Origin of the sequence: Micromonospora sp. NPDC006431, assembly GCF_042870725.1 — a bacterium.
Lineage (GTDB): Bacteria > Actinomycetota > Actinomycetes > Mycobacteriales > Micromonosporaceae > Micromonospora.
In genome coordinates, this window is sequence record NZ_JBIAHQ010000003.1 from 278,573 (window position 1) to 291,705 (window position 13,133).

Genomic DNA, 13,133 nt, shown 5'->3' on the forward strand with positions numbered 1-13,133 from the left:
CAGGTGGGCGCGGCTGTGCAGTGCGCCTCACCGCCTTCCGGGGGACCGCCCGCCGCGGGGGCCGTAGGCTGGCGGGATGCCCAGCTCGCCGTACACCAATCTGGACCGCCCGCCGCTGTCGGCGGCCCGGCTGCGGCGCGCGCTCGTCGCCCCGCACGGGCCGTGGCGCCGGCTGGAGCTGCGCGCGGAGACCGGGTCCACCAACGCCGACGCGGTCGAGGCCGCGCGGGCCGGCGAGCCGGAGGGGCTGGTGGTGGTGGCGGAGCGGCAGACCGCCGGCCGCGGCCGGCGCGGCCGGGTCTGGCAGTCGCCGCCCCGGGCCGGCATCGCGACCAGCGTCCTGCTCCGGCCTGGCGAGACCGTCGCGGAGCGCGACTGGTCGCCCGTGCCGTCCCTGCGGTACGGCTGGCTGCCGCTGCTCGCCGGGGTCGCGCTGGTCGAGGCGGTGGCCCGGCTGGCCGAGCTGGACGCCCACCTGAAATGGCCCAACGACCTGCTCGTCGACGGCGCCAAGTGCGCGGGCGTGCTGGCCGAGGCGGTGCCGGGCGACGCGCCGGACCAGCCGCCGGCGATCGTGGTGGGCATCGGGCTCAACGTGACGCTGCACGCCGACGAGCTGCCGGAGAACCCGACCGGGCTGCCCGCCACCTCGCTCCAGCTCGCCGGGGCCGCCGCCACCGACCGGGACCCGCTGCTGCGCGCCCTGCTCCGCTCCCTCTCCGACTGGTACGACCGCTGGCGTTCGGCCGGCGGCGACGCGGTCGCCAGCGGCCTGCGGGATGCCTACCTGGCCGCCTGCGCCACCGTCGGCCGGCAGGTCCGGGTGCTGCTCCCCGACGGCCGGGAGGTGCACGGCACCGCCACCGGAGTGGACCCGGACGGCCAGCTGCTGGTCGACGGCCCGGCCGGGGAGCTCCGCCTCGCCGCCGGCGACGTGCTGCACGTGCGCTGAGCGGAAGGGCCCTTGCTGCCGCCTCCGGTACAGGAAGGGACCCCGCCCAACACCCGCCGCGCGGCTGATCCCGTGGACGAGCGTCGACCGGTTACGGTCAGCGCGTCCTGTTCTGCGAGGAGGTTCCCGTGGCATTCCCCGAAGACGTGCTCACCGAGGACGAGCACGTCGTGCTGCACCTGCACCCGCACTGGAAGGCCCTGATCCGGCCGGTCCTGGTGCTGGTGCTCGCCATCGCGGCGGTGGTCGCGGGCTGGGTCCTGCTGCCCGAGGGCGACGGCGGCATGATCGCGCTCTACGTGATCGCCGCCCTCGGCCTGGTGCTGGTGCTCTGGCTGGGCCTGTGGCCGTTCCTGCTCTGGCGCACCACGCACTACCTCTTCACCAACGAGCGGGTGCTGCTGCAGGAGGGGGTTTTCTCCCGTAACCGGCGGGACCTGCCGCTGACCCGGATCAACGACCACTCGATGCACCAGCGTTTCGTGGAGCGGCTGCTCGGCTGCGGCACCCTCACCATCGAGTCGGCCGGTGAGCGCGGCCAGTCGGTGCTCGCCGACGTGCCGCACGTCGACAAGGTGCAGACCAAGCTCTACGAGCTGGTCGAGGCCCACCACGACAAGCACTCCCTGGGTGACGGCGAGATGCGCGAGATCCTGGCCGACATGCGCGAGGGCAAGTCCCTCCGCGACCCGTCCGCCTGACCTTCGCCCTGTTGATCAAGAAGTTTGCGCCGGATCGGTGGTCCGGCGCAAACGTCTTGATCGGCTCTGCTCGCGGTGCCCGCGGCCGGATCAGCGGCGGGGGCGGCGGGGGGTGGGCTGGAGTTCGGCGGCGAGTTCGGCGTCCAGGTCGGCACCGAGGACCCGGCCGAGGCCGGCATCCGCCGCGGCGGGTCGGCTCTGGGTCGGCGCGTAGTCCGGCCGGTGGTCGGCCGCCCGGGCAGCCCGCGGGGCCGGCCGGGGCTCGGTCTCCTCCAGTTCGCTGACCGACTCGGCCAGCTCCGCCACCGGGTCCATCTCGCCCATGTTGTCCCATTCGTCGCGCGGGATGCTGTGCCAGGTCTCCTTCGCGTGCTGCGGAGCCGGCTGGAAGACGAACGTCCGGTACGACCAGAAGCGGAACATGGTGGCGAGCAGGACACCGCCGGTCTTCGCGATGTTCAGCATGAGCAGGCTGGTCACGCCGAAGCCGTACTTCGCGGCCGCCAGCACGCCGAGTTCGATGAGCAGTCCGGTGGCGTTGAACAGGAAGAACAGGACGTATTCGCGGCGCAGGGCCGACTTCGGTCGATCCCGGTACGTCCAGTGCCGGTTCATCAGATACGACGTGATCGTCGCGACGATGGTGGCCACCACCGTCGCCTTGAGCTGGCCGTCGCGGAAAACCGTGAGTGCCAGCGCGTTGAACACCGCGTAATTGATGACGGTGTTGATGCCGCCGACGATGCCGAATTTGAGCGCCTCGTGGATGAACTTCCGCCAGCGCTCGGGCAGCAGACGGACTCCAGGCATGCGAAACACCTTAGGGCAGCGGGCAGGGCCGGCTCGGCCCGGCGGGACGGGATGGGCGCTGGGTCACGCCCCTGACTCTCGGTCGTGGCTCGTTGCCGGAACGGGAGGAGTTCCCGCTTCCACGAAAACGAACCGCCGGTACGACCAGAATCGGAACAGCGTCCCGAGGCCGGTGCCGACGATGAAGCTGGCGATGTTGTCGGCCAGTGGGGTCTGGAACACGTGGGGCCAGAGGGCACCCAGCCCGTAGCGACTGATCGCGAGGCAGCCCACGGCGATGCCGAGGCCGACGCCGTTGAAGAAGAAGAACAGCGCGTACTCCCGGGCCGGGTGGTTGCGCTGGCGGTGCCGCCAGGTCCAGAACCGGTTACCGAGGAACGCCATGGTCGCGGCCACCACGGTGGAGATGGTCTTCGCCATCACCGGCGGCTCGTGCTGGACGCTGGCCAGGTAGTTGAAGAGCGCGAAGTCGACGAGGAAGGCGAGCCCGCCCACCGTGGCGAACTTGCTCAGCTCACGGACGAGGTGACCGAAACGGTCGATCAGTGCCCCGAGCAGACCTCGACGGGTCTGCGGAGCCCCCGGCTGGTCTCCGGTCATCGTCGTGGCCACCCGCCGAGAGTACCGGTTGGGCGTACCTGGACGGGGTAGCAACGGCGAGCGGGCGGCACCCGGGTCAGGCGTGCCGCCGAGGGCCGGGAGGTCCGCCTGCGGGACGTTGTGGTCACGTCGCCCCGCCTCCCGCCCGTTCCCGCCTTTGTGAACGGAGCGTAACGGGCTGTCGCCGAATTGTGGACGGGATCACGGAAGTCACGGTTGGTGGGGTGGGAGGCCGCGACGGGTGCCGCCGTCGGCGTCCGGCGAAGGTTCTTCACAAGATTTGCGTGAAACTGCGCGCGAAAGCGGGTATCAGATCGCGATGCCGCAGCGTGGCCGTACCTTGTGCAGTTCTTCACAACAAGTCCCACTGACTCGCGACGCAGGCCGGTTTACGCTGAGGCCAATCCCAGGTTTCCACGAAGGCGACGTGCCAGCGCGCCAGAACTCGTGCATCCAATACATCGGTCAGCGTCGACCACAAGGAGATGTGACATGGTTGCTCCGGCTACTGTTCGGGGTATCGATCAGGCCCCGACGTCCCACCCCAAACTGCTTGCCTGGGTACGTGAGGTCGCGGAACTGACCACGCCCGATCGGGTGGTCTGGGTGGACGGGTCCGATGAGGAGTGGCGCCGCCTCACCGACGAACTCGTCGAGAACGGCACCCTGATCCGGCTGAACCCCGAGAAGAAGCCCAACTCGTTCTACGCGCGGACGGACCCGACGGACGTCGCGCGGGTCGAGGAGCGCACCTTCATCTGCTCGGTTGACGAGGCGGACGCCGGCCCCACCAACAACTGGATGGCGCCGTCCGAGATGAAGCGCACCATGACCGAGCTTTACCGCGGTTCGATGCGCGGCCGGACGATGTACGTCATCCCGTTCGTGATGGGTCCGGTCGAGGCGAAGAACCCCATGTTCGGCGTCGAGATCACCGACAGCGGGTACGTGGTCGCCTCGATGCGGATCATGACGCGGATGGGCGCCAAGGTCCTGGAGGCGATGGGCGACGACGCCGACTTCGTGCACGCGCTGCACTCGATCGGCGCCCCGCTCGCCCCCGGCCAGCAGGACGTGCCGTGGCCGTGCAACGACACGAAGTACATCTCGCACTTCCCGGAGACCCGGGAGATCTGGTCCTTCGGCTCCGGCTACGGCGGCAACTCGCTGCTCGGCAAGAAGTGCTACTCGCTGCGGATCGCCAGCGTGATGGGCCGCGACGAGGGCTGGCTCGCCGAGCACATGCTGATCCTCAAGATCACCTCGCCGGAGGGTCGGGTCTACCACGTCGCCGGTGCGTTCCCGTCGGCCTGCGGCAAGACCAACCTCGCCATGCTGGAGCCGACCATCCCGGGCTGGAAGGTCGAGACCATCGGCGACGACATCGCCTGGATGCGGTTCGGCCCGGACGGCCGCCTCTACGCGATCAACCCGGAGTTCGGCCTCTTCGGCGTCGCGCCCGGCACCGACTGGAAGACCAACGCCAACGCGATGCGGACGCTGGACCGTGGCAACTCGGTCTTCACCAACGTGGCCCTCACCGACGACGGCGACATCTGGTGGGAGGGCATGGGTGAGCCGCCGGCGCACCTGATCGACTGGAAGGGCAACGACTGGACGCCGGAGAGCGGTGAGCTCTCCTCGCACGCCAACAGCCGGTTCTGCACCCCGATCGCGCAGTGTCCGATCCTGGCCGAGGACTACTACGACCCGAACGGGGTGCCGATCGACGCCATCCTGTTCGGCGGCCGGCGCCGGGACACCGTCCCGCTGGTCACCGAGGCCCGCGACTGGGTGCACGGTGTCTACATGGGCGCCACGCTCTCCTCGGAGACCACCGCGGCGGCCTCCGGGGCGGTCGGTGTGGTCCGCCGCGACCCGATGGCCATGCTGCCGTTCATCGGCTACAACGCCGGTGACTACTTCCGGCACTGGATCGAGATGGGCAAGGGCGTCGACGGCGACGAGGCGAAGCTGCCCAAGATCTACTACGTCAACTGGTTCCGCAAGGACCCCGAGGGCAACTTCCTCTGGCCCGGCTTCGGCGAGAACTCCCGGGTGCTCAAGTGGATCATCGAGCGGATCGAGGGCCGCGCCGAGGCGGTCGAGACCCCGATCGGCATGGTCCCGGCCCTGGACGCGCTCGACGTCGAGGGTCTGGACATGACCCCGGAGGACGTCCGGATCGCCATGAAGGTCGACCCGGAGGAGTGGCGCAACGAGCTGCCGCTGGTCACCGAGTGGTTCGAGAAGTTCGGGGACAAGCTCCCCGGTGTCCTCTGGGCCGAACTGGACGCGCTGCGCGCCCGGCTCGACGCGGAGCAGCCGCAGCGGTAGGTGTGCCGGTTGCCCGCACCGGGCAACATCGGATGCCATGAGGACGGCCGCCGAGACCATCGAGGTCCGGCGGCCGTCCGCCGTCCGGGCGCTGACCCTGCTGCTCGGCGTCACGGCGGCGGCCACCGTCGTGGTCGAGCTGCTCAACTGGTGGTACGCCCCGGGGCAGGAGTTCGGGCTCGCCGTACGGACCGGCTGGGCCATGCTCCGCTCGCTGGGTTTCCTGGTGCTGATCGGGCACGTGAACCGGGGCCGTGCCGTGGCGAAGCCGCTGGGGCTGATCCTCGCGGTGACCACGGTCTTCGCGGTGGGGCGGCTGGTCGTCCCCCGGGTGGGGGTGCCGCCACTGCCCGGCCTGCTCGGCTTCGGGCTGCTCACCGGCCTCTGCGTGGCGGTGGTCGGGCTGCTCTACCGGTCGGACGTGGTCGGCAGCCACCTGGTCCGGCACCGCAAGGGCCTGGTCATCTCCGGTGGCCGGCTCTCCTGGCGGGAGGTCGCGCCGAAGCGTCCAGCGGTGACCGGGTGGCTGCTCACCGCCCGGGCCGCCGCGTTCACGTACAGCCCGCTGGTGCTGGTCCCGGCGCTGGTCGCGGGCGGGTCCATCCTGGACGGCCGGCTCAGCTCCGTACCCGCGGTGCTGTTCTGGTTCGCGGCCGGCATCGCGGTCAGCTACCTGGTGCTCTTCTGCACCGCGTTCCTGCTGCGCGGCCGGAGCTGGGCCCGGAAGCTGCTGGTCGCGATCACCCTCGGCACGCTCGCCGTCGACCTGCCGCTCTGCTGGTGGCTCCTCGGCCTGGACGGCCTCATCCGCGACGGCGCCCCCCTCCTGGCCGCCGCCGCCCTGGCCCTCTACTCCCTCCACCGCACCCACCCCACCCCCGCCTCCGCCGGTTGATCAAGAGGTTTGCGCCGGGATCCGACCGGACGGCGACGCAAAGTTCTTGATCAACGCCGCTGGGGGTCCTGGCGGGGGCGGCGGGGGGAGGATGGGTGGGTGGGTGAGGAGTGGGACGTGATCGTGGTGGGGGCGGGGCCGGCGGGGTCGGCCGCGGCGCTGTCCGCGCGGCGGGCCGGAGCCGCCCGGGTGCTGCTGCTGGACCGGTACGACTTCCCCCGCGACAAGGCGTGCGGCGACGGCATCGCGGCGCACGCGCTGGACGTCCTCGCCGAGCTGGGCGTGACCGGCGCGGTCGACGGGTACGCCCCGCTGCCCGTGCTACGTCTCGTCGGGCCCGGCGGCGGCACGGTGGCGCGGGAGCTGCCCCGGCCCGCGTACACGGTGCCCCGGGCGGTGTTCGACGCGCGGCTGGTGGCCGCGGCGGTCGCGGCCGGGGCGGAGCTGCGCCGGCACGCCGTACGCCGGGTCGACCTGCGCGCCGACCGGGTGGTGCTCGACGGCGAGTTGGCCGGGCGGGCCGTGGTGGGGGCGGACGGCGCCGGCTCGGTGCTCCGCCGGGCGCTCGGCCACCCGGTGAACCCGGACCGCCACCTCGCGCTCGCCATCCGCGGCTACGCCCCGGCGCTGCCCGGGCCGCCCGAGCAGCTCATCGTCACCTCGGCCCCGCGCTGGCCGGCGTACGCCTGGTCCTTTCCGATCGGCGACGGCCGGGCGAACGTCGGGTACGGCGAGGTGCTGCGCGGCGAGCCGTTGACCCGGACACACCTGCTGGACCGCCTGGCCGCCCTGCTGCCCGGCACCGACCCGGCCACGGTCGCCGAGTTGCGGGCCCATCACCTGCCGCTCTCCACGCACCGGCCGTCGCCGGGGCGGGGTCGGGTGGTGCTGGCCGGCGACGCGCTCTCGCTGATCAACCCGTTCACCGGCGAGGGCATCTTCTACGCGCTGCGCTCCGGCGCGCTGGCCGGCGCGGCGGCGGCCGGCAGCCCTGCGCAGGCGGCTCGCCGGTACGCCGACGCCCTTCGCGGGCGGCTCGGCACGCACCTGCGGCACAGCTCGGTGGCGGCCTGGCTGGCCCGACGGCGCCAGGTGGTGGACGCGGCGGTCGGCGCGGCCCGGCGGGACGGCCGGGTCTACCGGACCGTGGTGGAGCTGGGACTGGGTGACGGACGTCTCGACGCCCGCACCCTGGCCATGATCGGCATCGGTCTCACAAACCGAGACCAGCCACCGCGACACTGATCTTCAACCTGGGTCGCTACCCTGCAAGGTGATGACTCTGCGGAAACTCCTCTACTCCGTGTACGAGCGCCGGCTGACGGCGAGGCTCGCGGGCAAGCCGGTGCCCCGGCACGTCGGCGTGATGTGCGACGGCAACCGCAGATGGGCCCGGGAGATGGGCTTCGTCGATCCGAACGACGGCCACCGGATGGGCGCGGAGCGGATCAAGGAGCTGCTGCGCTGGTGCGACGCGGCCGGCGTCGGGCACGTGACCCTCTGGCTGCTCTCCACCGACAATCTCTCCCGACCGGCCGCCGAGCTGGATCCGCTGCTCCAGATCATCGAGGACCTCACCAGCGAGCTGGCCGAGGAGGGCAACCCCTGGCGGCTGCGCATGGTGGGCGCCCTCGACGTGCTGCCCGCGCACCACGCCGCCGCGCTCAAGGCCGCCGCGGAGCGCACCCGGGACCGCAGCGGCGGGGCGCAGGTCAACATCGCCGTCGGGTACGGCGGGCGGCGCGAGATCGCGGATGCGGTCCGCTCGCTGCTGCTGGAGCACGCGGCCAACGGCGGGACCATCGAGGAGCTGGCCGGCGCGATCGACGTCGACCTGATCTCCGAGCACCTCTACACCAAGGGCCTGCCGGACCCGGATCTGATCATCCGGACCAGCGGTGAGCAGCGCCTGTCCGGCTTCATGCTCTGGCAGTCGGCCCACTCGGAGTTCTACTTCTGTGAGCTCAACTGGCCCGACTTCCGTCGGGTCGACTTCCTCCGGGCCCTGCGCTCGTACGCCACCCGCCAGCGCCGCTTCGGCGTCTGACCGCGGCTCGACCGCCCGGCCAGCGGCCCGTGGAGCGGTCAGCGCAGCCGGGACAGGGCCGTGCTGAGGAAGTCGGCGAGGACGGCGGGTGACTCCAGGGTGAGGTCGGCGGCGTCGGCGACCTCGTGCCCGGTCTCCGGGTTGGCGACCGCCACGCAGACGCCGATGAAGTCCGGGTCGGCGGCGGCGCGGGCGCGTAGCGCGGCGAACGCCTTGAGGTCGGAGACGTCGTCACCGAAGTACCAGGCGCCGGCGGTGTTCCGGACCACCTCACCGATGACCATGCCCTTGTCCCGGTCGACCGGGGGCTTCAGTTCCAGCACCATGCGTCCGGCCTGGCAGCGCAGGCCCAGTCGCTCGGCCCGGGCCCGGCCCCATTCCTGGACCAGGTCGCCGAGCTGCGGGGCGGTGCGCCAGTGCAGGGCGACCGAGAGCCGCTTGAACTCCACGAGGGCGCCGGGCGGCAGTTCCGCGCGCGCCTGCTCGGCCAGTTCCGCCATGGTCGGCACCCAGGGCAGGGCGGCGGGCTCGGTCACGGTCTCCCCGCCGGAGTGGCTGTGCTCCAGCCCGTAGAGCCCGTAGAGGTCGATGCCGTCGAGGCCGCCGAGCTGGTCGCGGAGGAACTCCACCGGGCGCGCGGAGACGATGGCGATCCGGCGTACGTGCGGGGCGAGCGCCTCCAGGGCGGCGAGCACCTTCGGCGCGGGCCGTACCGCGGTGGGGTCGTCGTCGACCGGCGCCAGGGTGCCGTCGAAGTCGAAGAAGAAAACCACGTCGCCGGCACGGGTGGCGGTGGCCCGCCAGGCGTGCTCCACGTCCAACGGGGTCTTCGGCTGCTGGTTGCCCAGGTTCAACGGCGGCACGCGCGACAGCGTACCCCGGTCACGGCGGCATATTCGTGGCCGAGATGTGACGTTCGGGCGACATGGATCAGCGTTCGGCGGCTCCCCGTCCCCGGCGCCCGAACGGCACCACGGCCGCCTCCGGGCCGTGGCTCAGCAGGTAGCCCTCCACGAAGCCGGTGTTCCGGTCGCCGGTGTGCGCCTCGATCTCGTTGAGCCGCGCCACCAGGAACTCGGTCAGCGCGCTGACCCGGTCGTTGAGCCGGTCGTGCAGCTCGGCGAGGACGGCGAGGACCACCGCGGTGCCGGCCGTGGTGAGCGCGAAGAGGTTGACGATCAGGGGAAGCTCCCCGCCGTTCAGTACGCCCACCACCACGTTGCCGGTCACGCACGATGTCACCGACACCACCGCGACCACGACTGCCAACCATTTCAGGGTCATGGACAGACCCCTCCTTCTGTCCCGCAGGGCTGGGTTCGGCCTTGTCCCGTCCCCCCGCCGACGACGAGCCCCAGCAGTACGAATAGGGACGCTAGCGTGCCCGTTCCGTCCCCGGAGCGAAACGAACGGGTCTGACCTTCGGTTCTTTCGCCATCTGAGGAACTACCCGGCCTGTTTACCGCTATTTCGGAGATTGACCGGGAGAGTTGGCCGATAAGCGAGGTAGCGAATCGTTTCTCGAATATGGAATTTCTCCGCGTCCGACACGTTCGGGTCGACCAATCGGCGGAGCAGTGCCTCGACGTCGGGGTCCATCGGCGGCGGGGTGGCGGCGACGCGCGGGGTGGTGGCGCGGTCCCAGCCCAGGGCGGTGAAGGCGGCGGCCGGGTTGAGGCCCAGGCCCTCGCAGAAGGCGACCACCCGTTCCGCCTCGGGGTCGCTGGCCCAGTCCCCGCGTACCCAACGGTTGATGGTCTGCCGGGAGACCCCGGTGCGCCGGGAGACCTCGGTGCCGCTCCAGGCCCGCATGGCCCGCGCGTCGTCCAGCGCGCGGCGGACGAAGGTGGCGAAGGCGATCTTCCGGGCGTTGGCGGTCTCGGTCACTCCGTGACGGTACGACCCGTCGGCCTCGCGGGCGCATCCCGGCACGCTGCTGTCACGCTGACGTGACGAGGTTCTCGGATTTCCGGTAAACGATCCAGTGCTGCTCCTGAGGGGTGTCACCCGGGCAGAATAGAAGGACCCCAGGACGGCGGTAAACAGACGAAAAGCTGATACTGTCACGCTCATGAGACAACTTACGGTGTGTCACGTGCATGAGACGATTAGTGCTCACATGCGTCACTCCGCGGGTGACGAGGGGGTCTCGTGACCGAGCTCGCGACCCGTGCCCAGGCCTTCGGCCTGATCGCGGACGGCGTGGCCGCCGGGCTGAGCGCGCCGTGGCGCCTCTACCTCGCCCGGGGCTGCCGGTACCTCTCGCTCAGTGTCGGTGACCGGGACGAGTGGAACGCCTGGCGGACCCACCTCGGCTGTCCGGAGTTGAGCGTCCGGGTCTACGACGCCGGCGGGGAGATCCGGCGCTCCTCGGTGGCCGAGGTGATCCTGGACGGCTGCCGGATCAGCGTCGAGCTGGTCGAGGAGGTCAGCACCGCCGACCTGGAGCGGCTGCTGGTCGTCGACCCCGAGGTCGAGCCGGAGGAGCGATGACCCGGCGGGCCGGCACGGAGCGGCAACTCCCGCTCGACGCGTCTGGCGCCGCGCCACGAGTTGTCGACTCGACCTCTTCGGGAGTGACCGGATGAGCCCGTTCCTCGCCGTCGTGCTCGTACTCGTGCTCGGGTCGACCTGCTACGCGGCGGGTCGGCTGCACGGCCAGCTCAGCTACCGGATCGGCTACCGGTTCGGCTACCGGCAGGGATACTTCGACGGCGACCGGGGCGCCTGGCACCGGCGGCGCCGCGACGCGCAGGCCGCGATCGCCCCGGCACTGGCCGGTCCGGCGCCGGCGTCGGTGACCACCCCGGCCGCCCGCGCCGCGGCCCCGTTCGCCGGCACCGTCGCTCCTGCCGCGGTCGCCGCGCGGGCAACCTCCAGCCCGGCCCTGCGGGCCACCGCGACCGCCCAGCTCGGCGGGCTCGCCACCCGGCAGGGCACCACGTACACCGGGTCCTCGTTCAGCGCCTCCGTCGCCGGCGGGCGGCCGACCGGGACCCTCGTCCGCCGGCAGGGCTGAGGCCCGCCCCAGAGCACGGTGTGTCGTCCGCGGCGGACGCGCACCGTCGGGGCCACGTCAGACCGGTGACGGTGGCTCCGCCGGCCGGGATGCGCGCAGGGGGCATGCATCCCGGCCGGTTCCGCCGTGCGCCGTTCATCTCCCGGTCAGGTGAGATCCATCCGCACCACTAGCCGACGGGCCCAGGTGCGATTAGCGTCTAAGCATGGCGCGGGGTTTTCCCGGGCCAGCCGGAGAGCCCGGACCTGCGACCTCGCGCACGGGGCCCGCATCCGACCCCGTGTCCACCGGGCACCGGACGAGGCGGAACACGGGTGGCCGGGTGCCCATCCGCGGAGCAGGCCTGTGACGACTCGCCGTACCCCCGCTGGTGCCGACCAGACCCCGGCCGCGACTGCCACCACCCGCCGGACCACCCGCAGCCGCCGTGCGGCCGCAGCCGCGCCGGCCGGCACCGAGGAGCCCCGACCAGCCGGTCCGGCCTTCGTCCTGGACACCTCGGTCCTCCTCTCCGATCCCGCGGCGTTCCACCGCTTCGCCGAGCACGAGGTGGTGCTGCCGCTGGTGGTCATCTCCGAGTTGGAGGGCAAGCGGCACCACCCCGAGCTGGGCTGGTTCGCCCGCCGGTCGCTGCGCATGCTGGACGAGCTGCGGGTGAAGCACGGCCGGCTGGACCGGCCGGTGCCCGCCAACGACCAGGGCGGCACCCTCCGGGTGGAGCTGAACCACACCGACGACGGGGTGCTGCCGCCCGGCTTCCGGAACGAGTCGAACGATGCCCGGATCCTCTCCGTGGCGCTCAACCTCGCCGCCGAGGGGCGGGAGGTCACCCTGGTCAGCAAGGACATGCCACTGCGGGTGAAGGCGGCCTCGGTCGGGCTGCGGGCCGACGAGTACCGGCACGGCCAGGCCAGCGACCCGACCTGGACCGGGATGGCCGAGCTGGACCTGGCCGAGGAGGAGATCGCCCGGCTGTACGCGGGGGAGACGCTGGATGTCGACGCGGCCGGCGATCTGCCCTGCCACACCGGGCTGGTGCTGCACTCGACGCGCGGCTCGGCGCTCGGCCGGGTGCTGCCCGACAAGACCGTCCGGCTGGTCCGTGGCGACCGGGAGGCGTTCGGCGTGCACGGCCGCTCGGCGGAGCAGCGGATCGCGCTCGACCTGCTGCTGGACGAGTCGATCGGCATCGTCTCGCTGGGTGGCCGGGCCGGCACCGGCAAGTCCGCGCTGGCGCTCTGCGCTGGCCTGGAGGCGGTGATGGAGCGCCGCCGGCACAAGAAGGTGATCGTCTTCCGCCCGCTCTACGCGGTCGGCGGCCAGGAACTCGGATATCTGCCCGGCTCGGAGGCGGAGAAGATGTCGCCCTGGGCGCAGGCGGTCTTCGACACGCTCGGCGCGGTGGTGCACGAGAACGTGCTCGAGGAGGTCACCTCGCGGGGTCTGCTGGAGGTGCTGCCGCTGACCCACATCCGCGGTCGCAGCCTGCACGACGCCTTCGTCATCGTGGACGAGGCGCAGTCGCTGGAGCGGGGCGTGCTGCTCACCGTGCTGTCCCGGATCGGTCAGGGGTCCCGGGTGGTGCTCACCCACGACGTGGCCCAGCGGGACAACCTCCGAGTGGGGCGGCATGACGGGGTGACCGCGGTGATCGAGGCGTTGAAGGGTCATCCCCTCTTCGCGCACGTCACCCTCAGCCGTTCGGAGCGTTCTCCGATCGCCGCGATGGTCACGGATCTGTTGGAGGACATCCCCCTCTGAGGCCAATCAGC

The 13,133-nt window shown here is 71.8% G+C and carries 14 protein-coding genes; 9 read left to right on the plus strand and 5 right to left on the minus strand.

Annotated elements, in window-relative coordinates; translation table 11 throughout:
• Window positions 1-76: 76 nt before the first annotated feature.
• A complete protein-coding gene (locus ACFYM6_RS07695; RefSeq protein ID WP_387273262.1) occupies window positions 77-952 on the plus strand; it encodes a biotin--[acetyl-CoA-carboxylase] ligase in 876 nt (291 codons plus the stop codon).
• Between the two features lie 128 nt (window positions 953-1,080).
• A complete protein-coding gene (locus tag ACFYM6_RS07700; RefSeq protein ID WP_357437712.1) occupies window positions 1,081-1,653 on the plus strand; it encodes a PH domain-containing protein in 573 nt (190 codons plus the stop codon).
• Between the two features lie 90 nt (window positions 1,654-1,743).
• Here ACFYM6_RS07700 and ACFYM6_RS07705 read toward each other — a convergent pair whose 3' ends face one another.
• Together ACFYM6_RS07705 and ACFYM6_RS07710 are read right to left on the minus strand one after the other, a co-directional pair.
• Window positions 1,744-2,463: a GtrA family protein gene (locus tag ACFYM6_RS07705; RefSeq protein WP_387273264.1), complete on the minus strand. Its 720-nt coding sequence runs from the start codon at window positions 2,461-2,463 to the stop codon at window positions 1,744-1,746.
• A 63-nt stretch (window positions 2,464-2,526) separates the two neighbouring features.
• Complete coding sequence (locus ACFYM6_RS07710) at window positions 2,527-3,063, minus strand: GtrA family protein (RefSeq protein WP_073836814.1); 537 nt, start codon at window positions 3,061-3,063, stop codon at window positions 2,527-2,529.
• A 492-nt stretch (window positions 3,064-3,555) separates the two neighbouring features.
• Here ACFYM6_RS07710 and ACFYM6_RS07715 point away from each other — a divergent pair, with 492 nt between their 5' ends.
• The 4 genes from ACFYM6_RS07715 to ACFYM6_RS07730 all read left to right on the plus strand — a co-directional run bounded on the left by ACFYM6_RS07715 (window position 3,556) and on the right by ACFYM6_RS07730 (window position 8,342).
• Complete coding sequence (locus tag ACFYM6_RS07715) at window positions 3,556-5,400, plus strand: phosphoenolpyruvate carboxykinase (GTP) (protein WP_387273266.1); 1,845 nt, start codon at window positions 3,556-3,558, stop codon at window positions 5,398-5,400.
• 37 nt (window positions 5,401-5,437) lie between these two features.
• Complete coding sequence (locus ACFYM6_RS07720; protein WP_387273268.1) at window positions 5,438-6,295, plus strand: hypothetical protein; 858 nt, start codon at window positions 5,438-5,440, stop codon at window positions 6,293-6,295.
• Between the two features lie 99 nt (window positions 6,296-6,394).
• Window positions 6,395-7,540: a geranylgeranyl reductase family protein gene (locus ACFYM6_RS07725; RefSeq protein WP_387273270.1), complete on the plus strand. Its 1,146-nt coding sequence runs from the start codon at window positions 6,395-6,397 to the stop codon at window positions 7,538-7,540.
• A 31-nt stretch (window positions 7,541-7,571) separates the two neighbouring features.
• A complete protein-coding gene (locus ACFYM6_RS07730) occupies window positions 7,572-8,342 on the plus strand; it encodes an isoprenyl transferase (protein WP_387273272.1) in 771 nt (256 codons plus the stop codon).
• A gap of 38 nt (window positions 8,343-8,380) precedes the next feature.
• Here ACFYM6_RS07730 and otsB read toward each other — a convergent pair whose 3' ends face one another.
• The 3 genes from otsB to ACFYM6_RS07745 form a co-directional block, all read right to left on the minus strand.
• Window positions 8,381-9,205 carry a trehalose-phosphatase gene (gene otsB, locus ACFYM6_RS07735; RefSeq protein ID WP_387273274.1) on the minus strand — a complete coding sequence of 275 codons (825 nt, stop codon included), beginning with the start codon at window positions 9,203-9,205 and terminating at the stop codon, window positions 8,381-8,383.
• A gap of 67 nt (window positions 9,206-9,272) precedes the next feature.
• On the minus strand, window positions 9,273-9,626 hold the full coding sequence (locus ACFYM6_RS07740) for a hypothetical protein (RefSeq protein ID WP_357437736.1): 354 nt from the start codon (window positions 9,624-9,626) through the stop codon (window positions 9,273-9,275).
• Window positions 9,627-9,788: 162 nt separating this feature from the next.
• Entirely contained in the window at window positions 9,789-10,229 is a 441-nt protein-coding gene (locus ACFYM6_RS07745) for an XRE family transcriptional regulator (protein ID WP_387273276.1), read from the minus strand.
• Window positions 10,230-10,493: 264 nt separating this feature from the next.
• On the opposite strand from ACFYM6_RS07745, the gene ACFYM6_RS07750 reads away from it, so the two are divergent.
• The 3 genes from ACFYM6_RS07750 (at window position 10,494) to ACFYM6_RS07760 (ending at window position 13,122) form a co-directional block, all read left to right on the plus strand.
• Complete coding sequence (locus tag ACFYM6_RS07750; RefSeq protein ID WP_073836822.1) at window positions 10,494-10,835, plus strand: hypothetical protein; 342 nt, start codon at window positions 10,494-10,496, stop codon at window positions 10,833-10,835.
• A gap of 91 nt (window positions 10,836-10,926) precedes the next feature.
• Window positions 10,927-11,361 carry a hypothetical protein gene (locus ACFYM6_RS07755; protein ID WP_387273278.1) on the plus strand — a complete coding sequence of 145 codons (435 nt, stop codon included), beginning with the start codon at window positions 10,927-10,929 and terminating at the stop codon, window positions 11,359-11,361.
• 345 nt (window positions 11,362-11,706) lie between these two features.
• The gene (locus ACFYM6_RS07760; protein ID WP_387273280.1) at window positions 11,707-13,122 is read left to right on the plus strand and encodes a PhoH family protein; all 1,416 of its coding nucleotides are present in this window, start codon (window positions 11,707-11,709) and stop codon (window positions 13,120-13,122) included.
• Window positions 13,123-13,133 lie beyond the last annotated feature (11 nt).